Origin of the sequence: Azospirillum sp. A26 (genome assembly GCF_042604635.1) — a bacterium.
Taxonomy (GTDB): Bacteria; Pseudomonadota; Alphaproteobacteria; order Azospirillales; family Azospirillaceae; genus Azospirillum; species Azospirillum palustre.
Genome location: NZ_CP170476.1, coordinates 685,482 through 697,189 on the forward strand (window position 1 = coordinate 685,482; position 11,708 = coordinate 697,189).

An 11,708-nucleotide genomic window follows, 5' to 3' on the forward strand; every position below is an offset into this window, starting at 1 on the left:
CTCAATTGCCGCCTTCTGCAAAGCGCTTGCGCTTCTCGCGGAAGGCGGCGACGGCCTCCTTGCGCTCCGGGCTGTGGAAGGTGAGCATCTCGAGCGCACCGGCGGCGTCGAGATTCAGGTGCACCTGTTCCTTGATCAGCTTGTTGACGGCGTATTTGGTCCAGGCGATGGCGTCGCGGGGGCCGGAGGCGAGCATCTCGGCGTAGCGGACCGCATGCTCGACGACGGTTCCTTCCGGCACGACCCTGTTGATCATGCCGGCCGCCGCCGCCTCCTCCGCCGAAATGAAGTCCCCGGTCATCAGATAATGCTTCGCCCGCACCGGCCCCAGAAGCAGCGGCCAGATCACCGCGCCGCCGTCCCCGGCGACGACGCCGGCCGTCACATGCGTGTCGGCGAAGCGGGCAGAGGGCTCGGCGAAGACGACGTCGCAGAACAGGGCGAGCGTGGCGCCCAGCCCGACGGCGACGCCGTTGACCGCGGCGATCAGCGGGCATTCCAGTTCGAGCATGTTGCGGATGAGATGGCGCCCGGACCGGGTGGGCGAAATCGGCCCCAGATCGCCATCGAGCGCAGTCTGATCGCCGCCGGAGCAGAAGCCGCGACCGGCACCGGTCAGGACGACGGCCTTGACCGCCCGGTCGTTGTCGAGGTCCGCGAACAGCTCTTCCAGCGCGGCATGCATCGGCCAGTCGATGGCGTTGAGGATTTCCGGCCGGTTCAGGGTGACGATGGCCACGCCGCTCGCGCGCTTCTCGACGAGCAGGCCCCTATAGGTCTTGTCGGTCATGGGAGACTCTCTTCAGATCGGTCGAGAGGGGATCAGGCCGAGGCGTTCACCGTCCGCATCCTGCGGATCTGGTCGAGGATCTCGTCGGTCGGACGCACCACATTGTTGCGGTCGTTGAAATGCGGGATGACGTAGCGCCCGACCAGCTCGATGGCCTTCATGATCTCGGCGTGCGAGACAGAGTCGATGTGGAACAGGATTTCTTCGGCGCCGGTTTCGATGAAGCGTTCCAGCTGGCGGATGACGGTATCCGGGCTGCCGCAAACCAGACTGGCGGAGTCGTTGAGCAGATAATCCCAGTCGGTGGCCGCGCGCTGGAGCGCCTCCAGCCCTTCCCCCATGTAGGCGTAGTCGTCGGCGATCTTCGCCAGCCGCGGATAGGCGTCGGTCGAGATGCGGGCATACTGCATCAGCGGCTCGGCATAGATGTCCTTCGCCGCCTGATCGGTTTCGGCGATCCCGAGGAACACCGGCATGCCGAGACGCGGACGGTCGAGCGGGCCGTTCGGATCCCGCTGCCAGTTCGACCGGTAGGCCTCGACCATCTTCGCCTGGGCGTCCCAGCCCTGGTACAGCGTGTGGCTGAGGACGGCGAGCCCCTGGCGGGCCGCCCAGACATGGCTGCGCTCGCTGGTCGCCGCGATGCCCATCAGCGGATAGGGCTTCTGGACCGGCTTCGGCACCAGCATGCGCGGCGGAACCTGATAATGCTTGCCCTCGAAGGTGAAGATGTCCTTGCTGAAGGCTTCGCGGATCAGCGCGATCCCCTCTTCCATCTGCTCGAGGGTTTCCGCCGGCTCCACATTGAAGGCGCGCATGGCGATGGTGGTGTTGGCACGGCCGCAATACAGCTCCATGCGGCCGTTGGACAGGATATCGGTGACGGCGGCCCGTTCCGCCGTGCGCAGCGCGTGGTTGATCTTCTTGGGCATCAGCGAAACCGCCGGCCTCAGCCGGATGCGGGACGTGACCGCCGCGAGGTAGCCATACACGACTTCGGGGGCCGAGCTGGAGATCCCGCCCAAGGCGACATGCTGCTCGGACAGGCTGACGATGTCGAAACCCATCTTCTCGGCAAACACCGCCTCTTCGACAAGCTCATGAAGCCGGCGCGAATAGCTTTGGCCGACCAGAGTTTCCTGCTCGGACCAGAAGCCGAACTTGACTGCCATTTGGATGCCCTCTCGGGTTTGTTTGGGATGCCTCTTCGATGCTTGGAAGCTTGTCATGAAGCCGGCGGCAGAACCTGCCGAAGATCCGCCATACGGACTGCGTGCTCAGAACATTATTTTGTGTAGGAACGACCGGCTGGGTCGTCCTGGGAAAAGCTCTCGACGAGAAGCGAGGCGATGCGCTCGATGCAATGCCTGCCGATGGCCGCCGAGGAACCGGTGGGATCGCCGAGAATGCCGTTGGCGCTGACCGCCGCAAGCCCGTCGCGCCACATCAGCTCCAGATCGCCTTGCGACAGCAGCCCCAGCCTTCCGGCCTCGTAGCGCTCCGTGCGCACCCGCCCCGGGTGGATGTCGAGCATCAGCGAAGTTTCGGCGATATCGGCATGGCCGCCGACCCTGATCGGCTCGCCGCCCGCCTCCTTCACCGCATCGCGCCAGCACTCCAGCCACGCCTTCGCATCGGTGAAGGCAAAGACGCGGCAGGAGGCCGGCACCGCAGCCCGCAAGCGCGGCAGCATTTTGGCCAAGGGCGGGGAATTGCCGACATGGGCGGAGAAGATGAGGATGCGCTCGAACCCGTGCTTCGCGAGGCTGGTGCAGTAGTCCCGGCAGATCATTTCGAAGGTGCTGTCCTGCAACGAGATCGTGCCGGGGAATGCCAGATGGTGGGACGAGCAGCCGACCCTGATGGTCGGCGCCACCAGCGCGTGTCCCACGCCCTTCGCCACCAGGATGCCGAGATGGTCGGCATGGTCGGCATCGACGCTGAGGGTCAGATGCGGTCCGTGCTGCTCCACCGCCCCGCAGGGGATGACGATGGTCCGGGTGCCGCCCGCAATGGCCAGAGCGACCTCGGGCGAGGTCATGAACTCAAGCCGGAGATGATCGCCGTCAGCCATTTTGCTGCCCCGCCTTGCGCTGGAGGAACCGGTCACGCGCCGCGGCCGTCTCGCCGCGATTCAGGTAATCCTGCATGTCGCGGAGCGTGCGCGCCTCAAGCTCCTCGTCGGTCATCCGCGGCGCATCGGCGAAGGTCCGTTTGATCGCCGAGAACAGATGCATGTCCTTCAGGCGAAGGGTCTCGGCGACGGCACGGGTCCGGTCCTGAAGCTCGTGGAAACCGACGACCTCATCGACGAGGCCCATCGCCTGCGCCTCCTGCGCCGAAACGAGATCCCCGGAATAGAGGAGACGCTCGGCAGCCCGGCGCCCGAGGCGGTCCATCGCCTGCCGCATGCCCTTCGCGGCGGGAAGCAGCCCATGATTGATTTCGGGAAAGCCGAACCTGGCCCCTTCGCTCGCCACGACATGGTCCGCGAACAGAAGCAGCTCCAGCGCCCCGCCCACCGCATAGCCGTTGACGGCGCACAGCAGCGGGCAGCGATAGCCTTCGAGCGCGACGAGCAGCCGGTGGAAGGCGCGCATGCGCGGGACCGCGGCGTCCGCCCTGGCGACGATTTCGCGAATGTCGCCGCCGGCACTGAAGAAGCGCTCGCCGGCGCCGGTCAGGATCACGGCCGGCGCGTCGGCCTCCGCCCTGAACCGGGCGAGATCGTCCGCCAGCGCCTGGATCAGGTCGAAGGAGAGCGCATTGGCGGGCGGCCTGTCCATAGTCAGCCGGACCAGCGTCGTGGATAAACGATCCATCCTCAGCATCTTGCATCCTTTCAGATCGTGCAGGAGTGCCGGCCGAGGTTAGCGCGTGCCCCTCGAAGGGTTCTTCCGAAGACACCCCGCGAGCCCGCCCGTGAAAGGATGTTCTGGCGTGACCTGAGTGTTTGACGGCCGAAGATGCCGCGCGCTCCCGCCGTCGGGTGGCGATGGCCCGCGCTCTGATGGGCCTGTCGCCCTTGCATATCGACCGCGTGCTGGAGATGATCCAGGCCATCGACCGGCAGGGCGTCAGCATCTTCATGGTGGAACAGAACGCCGACCTCGCCCGCGACCCGCAGAGTCGCGACGCCTATCCGGGCGGTGCCCAGGCCGCCCGACGCCGCCCGCTTGACGCCGTCCGCCCGACGCAGCATTTCCGACAGGACCCATCTTCCGATGACCAAGGACAACCCCGCCGTGCCTTCCACCGTTGCAGACCCCGGCCCCCGCTCGCTGGAGGAGCTGGAGGCGCGGCTCGCCCGCGATCTCGACCTGCTCACCCTGCCGCCGGCCGACTGGGTGCCGACGCGAGACGGCGTTCTCGACGTTGCCATCGTCGGCGCCGGCATGGCCGGGCTGACCGCCGCCTTCGCCCTGCGCAAGGTCGGCATCTCCAACGTCCGGCTGTTCGACCGGGCGCCTGCCGGCCGCGAGGGGCCGTGGGGGACCTTCGCCCGCATGGAGACCCTGCGGTCGCCCAAGACGCTGACCGGTCCGGCGCTGGGCTTCGCCAACCTGACCTTCCGTGCCTGGTTCGAGGCACAGTTCGGCCGCACCGCCTGGGACGCGCTGTTCCGCATTCCGCGTCTGCAATGGCTGGAGTACCTGACCTGGTACCGCCGCGTCACCGGCGCGCCGGTGCGGAACGACACCGCTTTGACGGCGATTTCCGGCGATGCCGACGGCGTGACCCTCGACCTCGACGGTCCGGAGGGGCGGCAGCGGGTGCGGGCGCGCCGGGTGATCCTGGCGAACGGGCGCGACGGCCTGGGCGGCCCCTTCGTCCCGGCCTTCTGGAAGGCGGTGGACAAGCGGTTCTGGAGCCATGCCCATGAGCCCATCGACTTCGACGGCCTGAAGGGCAGGACGGTGGCGGTGCTCGGTGCCGGCGCCGGTGCGGTGGACAATGCGGCGGAGGCGCTGGAGCGGGGTGCCGCCAAGGTCTACATGCTGATCCGCCGGGCGGAGCTGCCGCGCATCAACAAGAGCCTGGGCGCCGGACATCCCGGCATCGTCCTCGGCTTCCACACCCTGTCGGACGAGCGGCGCTGGGCCTACAACCAGTACATCGCCGACACCGGCGTGCCGGCGCCGCACAATTCCATGCTGCGCTGCTCGCGCCATCCCAACTTCTCGCTGCTGACCGGCTGCGCCGTCGAGGCGGCGGAGGCCGAGGGCGGCCGTCTGGTCCTGCGCACCCGACGCGGCACGGTGACGGTCGACCACGTCATCCTCGCCACCGGCTTCGCGCTGGATTGGCAGCAGCGGCCGGAACTGGCGGAGATCGCCCGCCACACCCTGCTGTGGCGCGACCGCTATGTCCTTCCCGGCCATGAGGCCGGCGAATTTGCCCAGCATCCCTATCTCGGCGCCGATTTCGAGTTCCTTGAGCGCACGCCCGGCGAGGCGCCCTGGCTGAACCGCATCCATGCCTTCAACTATGCCGCGGTGCTGAGCCACGGCAAGGTGACCGGCGACATCCCCGGCATCAGCGCCGGGGCGGAACGCCTGGCCGATAGCATCACCGCGGCGCTGTTCACCGAGGATTACGATGAGCACTGGCAGCGGCTGATCGGGTTCGAGACGCCGGAACTGCTGGGCGACGAATGGACCGAAGCGGAGGATTTCCAATGACCGCCAGCAGCGCCACCGCCGACGGGGCAGCCCCGGTCGCCCCCGACCTGATCGACCGGCTGGCCGGCCTGTCCGACGCCTCCCCGCTGCTGGCCCTGCGCGCCCGCCGGGCGGAGATCCGCAGCCGCACCCAGGCGGCGCACGATGCCCTGCTGGCGCCGCGGCGGCCCGGCCTGTTTCCGGCCGCCGAGCGCGCCGCGGTGGCGCAGCGCATCGCGGCGCTGGCCGGCAACGACGCGCTCGCCGCCCATTACCGCGGGCTCGCCGCCGGCGCCGAGGCCCGCCCGGCCCTGGTCGCCCATGCGGAGCGGGTCACCCGGTCCCCGCGCGAGTCCCGGCCGGAGCATCTGGGCGTGCTGGAGGCGGCGGGGCTGGATGCGCATGGCATCGTCGCGCTGTCGCAACGATCGCACTGGTGAATTATCAGGTCCGCCTGCTGGCCGGACTGCATGCGCTGGCGGGGGATGCGGCGGGGGTGGCGGCGGAAGCGTCGTCCGGCCCGCTGCCCGCCGGGGCGCCGGTGCCGGTCGATGCGGACATCGGCTTCACCACCGACCTGCTGGACTGGAAGCCCTGGCTGCCCCCCGTGGTGCTGGAGGATGCGACGGAGGAGCAGCGGCTCGCTCTGGCGGTGACGCCGTCCAACATCGCCATCGGCGCCTATTCGCTGGTGCTGGCGCATGAGCCGGAATCGCTTCTTCACCGCACGCCGCTGTTCAACGGCATCATGTACGCCCCGCGCGGCCTGCCCCGGGCCGAGCGCGAGTTCGCGACCGCCGTGGAATCGGTGCTGAACGGCTGTGTCTATTGCGCCTCCGTCCACGCCCGCCGCTTCGTCGAGCTGACCGGCGGCAGGGACGCGGTCGATCTGCTGTTCGCGCAGGGGATTGCCGGCCAGGACGATCCGCGCCGGCAGGCCATCGCCCAGGCCGCCGCCCGCCTGACCGCCACGCCGGCCGCCCTGACGGCGCAGGATGTCGCAACGCTTCGCCGGGCCGGAGTGGAGGACGGCGAGATCCTGGATCTGGTCCTGGCGGTCGCGATCTTCGCCTGGGCCAACCGCCTGATGCTGAGCCTGGGCGAGGCCGTACGCTGAACGGAGCCTTGGCCGGACCGAAAGGCCTGTCCGCAGCGGCGGTCGGGCCGCGGTTCGGCCGTCCGGGTCTTCAATGGACCCGGATGCTGGGGCTGGACCGCAGCGTTCCGTCGGCTACAATGCGAGAGTTCGGCACCACTGGCATTTGCCGCCAGTTGCGGCTGGACCTCAGTTTCCCATCGGCTACACTCGGCTTCGCTGCCTTCGGCTAACGAGGATCGTTGCGGCTGGACCTCAGTTTCCCGTCGGCTACACTACGCGGTGGGGTAAGGCCTTGAAAAGAAAGCCTTATCCCACCTTTTCCCTGGCTGGATTCCGCCTCCCGGGCGGTCAGAACAGGACATATTGCTCCGGATTTTTCCGGGAGGGCTGACGGACACGGCCGTCGAAGCAGACGATGGTCTCGTACTGCTTGTCCGTGATGAAGACGATATGAACCTTGCCGGTGGGGGGAACCGCCTTTTCGATCCGGCGGGTCAGCGCCTCCGACTGCTCCTTGCCCACGCAATGGCGCAGGTAAACGGAGAACTGCGACATCTCGAAACCCTGGTCCAGCAGGAACTTGCGGAAGGTCGTCGCGGCCTTGCGTTCGCGTTTGGTCAGGACCGGCAGATCGAACAGCACCATCATCCACATGATCCGGTATCCGCTCAACATGGCCGCCTCCCGTCATGCCGGTTGCGGCGTCTTGGATGGGGCCGGCGGGGTTGGGGCCGGCGGGGGAGCGGGCCATTCCAGCGGCATCGGCGCCCATGCCCGGTTCCCGTCGCCGGCGGGAAGGTCGAGCACCGCCTCTCCCTTCTCATAGGCCTGCGCCAGCGATGTCGCCGCCCGCATCGCCACTGTGGACAGCGGCGTCGTGCCCTCCGCCGTCGGCAGGTCGAGCGACGGCACCAGCGCCAGGAAACGCTTGGCGTCCGGCGTCACCGAATCATGGCCTGCGTCGGCCAGCCGGGTGACGGCGAGGTCCACGAAGGGGCGGAACGGCTCCATCAGATCGTCCACCAGACACAGCGGATTGGACCGGTTGCGGTGGAACAGGCCGAGCGTCGGGTGCAGCCCAGCCCCCATCACCGCCCGCGCCACGGTGGAGCGCAGGATGGCATAGCCGTAGTTCAGCAGGCCGTTCACGCCGCCGGCCTCCGAATCGCGCCGGAACCCGTTGCCGAACAGCAGCGGCCAGTACCGGCGCGCCGCCTGTGCCTCGATGTTGTCGGGGTCGCCGGAGCGCACCTTGCGGGCCAGCGCCTCGAACGCGCCGGCGGCCGCGCCGCGGGCCTCCAGCACCGCGCCCTGCTGGCGGACCTTGGCGCGCACCAGCAGCTGCCACAGCCGCTTGGCCTGCGGCGCCGAAACGTCGAGCTGGGCGCGCATGCGCTGGGCCTGCACATGATGGCCGTCCACCGGCCACAGGAACGCCGCCGGCACATGGTTCGGTCCGCACAGCACAGCACAGCACCGCGACGATGCCGCGCTGCGCCAGTGCCAGCAGGAGATTGTTGCTGTAGGTCAGGCCATGGGCGTTGGCCACCACCGCGCCGATGTCGTCGAGCGGAACGCGCCCGATCTCCCGGCCCTGCGCCTCCACCACTAGGAAGCCGCGCGACAGCGACAGGTGGCGGCCATCCTCGCCGATCTCGACGATGCGGCCGGTCATGGCGGGGGCTCCGCAGCGCCGGACACGGGCAGCGCCGCCCATTTCGGAAAGCCGGGATCGCGCACTGTGCCCAGCGGATCGACGGTCACCCGCCGCGCCTTGCGCGTGCGCAGCTTGTCGAAGGCGACGATCAGCCAGCGGAACGGGTCGTCCGGATCGGCGTGGCGCTTGTCCAGCTCTCCCGCATCGACATGCTCGACCATGCGCGGGCGGTTGTTGGCGGGCTCCAGCCGGGCCACGCGCATGATGCGCTGCCGCCCGTCATGCTCCAGCCTGACCAGATCGCCCTTGTGCAGGCGCATGACGAAGCGCTCGCCGCCGGCCGGCACATAGGGGGCGGCGCGGCCGTCGGGCAGGGCGGTGCGGTGCGCCTCGAACAGGGTGGCGGCGCGGCCGGTCCAGCGGCCGTCGGCAAGGGCCACGATGTCGATGTGGTGCACGTCGCCGGCGATCAGCCCCTTGTAGGGGGTGCCGTCCGGCCCGGCGAGCCAGATCGGATCGGCTTCCTTGGCCAGCAGGCGGACACGGCGGATGCCGGCCCAGGGGGCGGTCGCCGCCAGAGCCTCCGCTGCCTTCGCCACCGCCTGCTTGGCGTCCAGCCGGTCGGGGCCGCCGCGGTGGAAGGCGACGCGCTCCTGCATGGCCTTGCGCAGGTCGAGGTCGCGGATGCGCGCGACCTCCTTCTCCGGCAACCCGTCGAGCGGTTTGCGGTAGACGAGGTTGAAGCCGAGCGCCCGCTCCGCATCCAGGGTCGGGCCATAGGCGGTGTCCTCGTGCAGGCGGCCGCCGGTGCCGTGCTCCGGCTTGTGCGAGACGGTGACGCCGCGCGCCCGCGCCGCCAGCTCGTCGCGGAACCCGTCCCAGGGGTCGCCGATGTCGTCCATCAGGCGGTCGAGCCCCTGATCCTCGGCGCGGGATGCCGCCTGGGCCAGCCTCTGCACCATGCCTTGGTCGATGCAGCCGATCACCGCCGCGTCCAGCGCGTGGTGCAGATGGTTGTCGCGGTTCTTGGCGAAGGTCGCATCGACCGGCGGCTTGCCGCCCTCGCGGTTGTGGTCGCGCAGGATGGAATCGACCCCCCAGCGCCGGCGCAGCATCGCGGTCAGCCGCCCCGGCGAGACCCGCACGCGGTCGGGATGGCAGACATGGCGCAGATAGTCCCGCGCCAGCTGGGCGAGATACTGGGTGTCGGTGATCTGGCGGGCGAGAAACTCCTTCTCCTCACCCCAGCGGTTCATCGCGTCGGCGGAAAAACGCCAGCGCTTGTTGTCCGGCAAATCCTCGACGCAGCCGAGAATGCGCGACCAGCGCGCCTCGTCGCCGTGCCAGCGCTCGTACGGCGTCAGGTTGCGCTTGTCGCGGTTGGCGGCGGTCAGGCAGACGATCTTGTTGGCGGCGCTGTCATCCAGCGTGCGGGAGAAGGGCAGGATGTGGTCGATGTCCACCTTGTCCGACAGCAGCAGCTCCAGCCCGATAGTCTCGCCGGTGTAGGGGCAGCGGCGGTTCACCCCGCCGCCCTGTTCCTCCCACAGGCGGAGCTTCATCAGGGTGCGGCCGTTGACCGGCGCGTTGACGCTGCGCAGAAGCGCCTTGCGCTCCTCGTTCCTGCGCTGGTTTTCCGCCTGTTCCCTTTCCTTCTGGCGGCGCTTCTCCTGGGTCTGCTTCACATCGCGCGCCAGCTCCACCACGATCTCGTGGGGCGGGCCGTAGCGCTCGATCAGCGCGTTGACCAGGATCCGCACCTGATTGAGCCCGATATGGACGGTCGGGTTGGCGAGCCGGCCGAGCCGCTTCTCCTCCGGGTCGCCGGGCTCGCCGGTGCCGAAGGCGACATGGCGGTCCAGAACCTTAGCGTAATAGGGCAGGCGGTCGAGCCGCTCTCCCGGCCGGCGGTCGGAATGGTGAAGGCCGGGGAAGGCGGCGGGCACCGCCTCGTCATAGCGGATGGGCCTTCCGTCGCGCGATTCGGACTCCAGCACCGGCAGCAGGGCGGCCAGCGCCTTGCTGCCGATGCGCAGATGGAAGTCGGGCAGCCGCGCATCGGCGACGCCGGCGGCGGCCTCCGGCTCCAGATCCCAGCGCGCGGTCAGCCAGTCGATCAGCGCCCCGTCGTCGGTTTCCGACAGCAGCCGCTCGACCACCTCATCCTGTTCGGCCAGGGTCAGCCGGGTCCAGCGCGGACCGAAGCGCCTCTTGTCGGCCAGCACCGCCGCGGTCTCGTCGGTCGCCAGTTCCGGCCGGCGGGTGGATTCGTGCGAGAATCCGACATCGGAGCCGAGCTTCAGCGCCTTGCGGATGTCCTTGAAGGTGATGGCCTTGCGGGCCGGCTTCGCGCGGGCCGCGCGCAGGATCAGGTCGCGCTGCTCCATGGTCAGGGGCCGCTCGCTGCGGTCCGGCAGGACGATGCGCAGGTTGGCGAGTTCGGTGTAGAGACGGAAGCGCTGCGCCGAGGGCAGGGCGCGCGGGGCGCGCTCGTCCTCCGGGATCAGCGAGCATTTGCCGACCTGCGGCGGCTTCAGCGGGCGCTGGTGGAAGATGCGCTGGCGCAGCGTGGTCCGCGCCTCCTCCGTCAACAGATCCGGGTGATGGCGTGCCTGCGCCGCCCACAGCGCGTCGAACTCGGCCTCCAGCATCGGGCGGGCGGGGTAGAAGGGATATTCCGCCTTGGCGCCGCGCCCGACCAGCCGGGCGCGCACGCTGCGCCCGTTCGCGCGCAGCCACGCGAAGAAGGCGCCCAGCGTCGGGGTGCCGGCCTCGGCCATCTGGATGTCAAGCCGGTCGATGCCGGAGCGGATCTTGCCGGCCTCCTCCTCGTCGCCGGTGCCGCGCATCGCCTTGAAGCCGCGGCGCTGGTTGATGTGGAACAGCGCTCGGCCGATCTCCTGCGGCTCCAGCCGCCCGGTCAGCCCGCGGGCGCGGAGGTCATAGGGGTCGAGCCTTTCCAGCGCCTTGCGTGCCGCCCGGTCGGCCGGCATCAGGCCGAAGCGGATCAGCGCCGCCATCAGCCGCGCCCGGCGCACCAGCGTCCGGTCGCGGCGCCGCCGCATCTGCCGCGCGATCCGCCGCGCCACCGCCAGCGACGCCTTGTCCTGTGGGTTGCGTCCATCGGGGAAGATGCGCACCCCCATGCGCCGGATGCCCTTCGGCCGGGGTGGGTCGCTGCGGTCCAACTCCAGCACGCACCAGCCAAGCGAAGCAGTGCCGAGGTCGAGGGCAAGGCGGTAGGGCTGCATGGGATGGTCCGCTTATGAATTGACTGTGCATGAGGCCGGGCGGCGTGGATACGCCGAAAACCCGAATCAACCAAGCGTAACACAACTCTTGACCGTCGGAACGGCTCTGCTATTCTCTTTTTCAGTTGGAATCGTTGCCTGTTTTAGCCGATGGGAAACCGAGGTCCAGCCGTTAACAAGTCCGCTTCAGCGGGCACAAGATGCGGGGCGGGCTACGGCTCGCCCCTTCTTGTTTGTGAGGTTCCCCCGG

At 69.1% G+C, this 11,708-nt stretch carries 10 protein-coding genes; 3 read left to right on the forward strand and 7 right to left on the reverse strand.

Annotated features, from left to right (window positions below):
• Position 1: 1 nt before the first annotated feature.
• From ABNQ39_RS34075 to ABNQ39_RS34090, 4 genes are all read right to left on the reverse strand, one after another.
• On the reverse strand, positions 2-790 hold the full coding sequence (locus tag ABNQ39_RS34075; RefSeq protein WP_376966852.1) for an enoyl-CoA hydratase/isomerase family protein: 789 nt from the start codon (positions 788-790) through the stop codon (positions 2-4).
• Between the two features lie 32 nt (positions 791-822).
• Positions 823-1,962 (reverse strand): LLM class flavin-dependent oxidoreductase, encoded by a 1,140-nt coding sequence (locus ABNQ39_RS34080; protein ID WP_376966854.1) that lies wholly within the window; start codon positions 1,960-1,962, stop codon positions 823-825.
• A gap of 113 nt (positions 1,963-2,075) precedes the next feature.
• Positions 2,076-2,864, reverse strand: a complete 789-nt coding sequence (locus tag ABNQ39_RS34085; protein WP_376966856.1) for a creatininase family protein — start codon at positions 2,862-2,864, stop codon at positions 2,076-2,078.
• Positions 2,857-3,621, reverse strand: a complete 765-nt coding sequence (locus ABNQ39_RS34090) for an enoyl-CoA hydratase/isomerase family protein (RefSeq protein WP_376966858.1) — start codon at positions 3,619-3,621, stop codon at positions 2,857-2,859. Before ABNQ39_RS34090 ends, ABNQ39_RS34085 begins: the two co-directional genes overlap by 8 nt.
• A gap of 393 nt (positions 3,622-4,014) precedes the next feature.
• On the opposite strand from ABNQ39_RS34090, the gene ABNQ39_RS34095 reads away from it, so the two are divergent.
• Genes ABNQ39_RS34095 through ABNQ39_RS34105 form a run of 3 tightly spaced genes read left to right on the forward strand, consistent with a single transcriptional unit; the run spans position 4,015 to position 6,568 of the window.
• Positions 4,015-5,472, forward strand: a complete 1,458-nt coding sequence (locus ABNQ39_RS34095; RefSeq protein ID WP_376966860.1) for an NAD(P)-binding domain-containing protein — start codon at positions 4,015-4,017, stop codon at positions 5,470-5,472.
• On the forward strand, positions 5,469-5,891 hold the full coding sequence (locus ABNQ39_RS34100; protein ID WP_376966862.1) for a hypothetical protein: 423 nt from the start codon (positions 5,469-5,471) through the stop codon (positions 5,889-5,891). Before ABNQ39_RS34095 ends, ABNQ39_RS34100 begins: the two co-directional genes overlap by 4 nt.
• Positions 5,888-6,568 carry a peroxidase-related enzyme gene (locus ABNQ39_RS34105; RefSeq protein ID WP_376966864.1) on the forward strand — a complete coding sequence of 227 codons (681 nt, stop codon included), beginning with the start codon at positions 5,888-5,890 and terminating at the stop codon, positions 6,566-6,568. Before ABNQ39_RS34100 ends, ABNQ39_RS34105 begins: the two co-directional genes overlap by 4 nt.
• Before the next feature lie 330 nt (positions 6,569-6,898).
• Here ABNQ39_RS34105 and cas2 read toward each other — a convergent pair whose 3' ends face one another.
• The 3 genes from cas2 to cas9 form a co-directional block, all read right to left on the reverse strand.
• On the reverse strand, positions 6,899-7,225 hold the full coding sequence (cas2, locus tag ABNQ39_RS34110) for a CRISPR-associated endonuclease Cas2 (RefSeq protein ID WP_376966866.1): 327 nt from the start codon (positions 7,223-7,225) through the stop codon (positions 6,899-6,901).
• 12 nt (positions 7,226-7,237) lie between these two features.
• Positions 7,238-7,996, reverse strand: coding sequence for a type II CRISPR-associated endonuclease Cas1 (gene cas1, locus ABNQ39_RS34115; protein WP_376966868.1), 759 nt, complete (start codon positions 7,994-7,996; stop codon positions 7,238-7,240).
• Positions 7,997-8,221: 225 nt separating this feature from the next.
• Positions 8,222-11,458, reverse strand: a complete 3,237-nt coding sequence (gene cas9 / locus ABNQ39_RS34120; RefSeq protein ID WP_376966870.1) for a type II CRISPR RNA-guided endonuclease Cas9 — start codon at positions 11,456-11,458, stop codon at positions 8,222-8,224.
• Between the last annotated feature and the right edge of the window lie 250 nt (positions 11,459-11,708).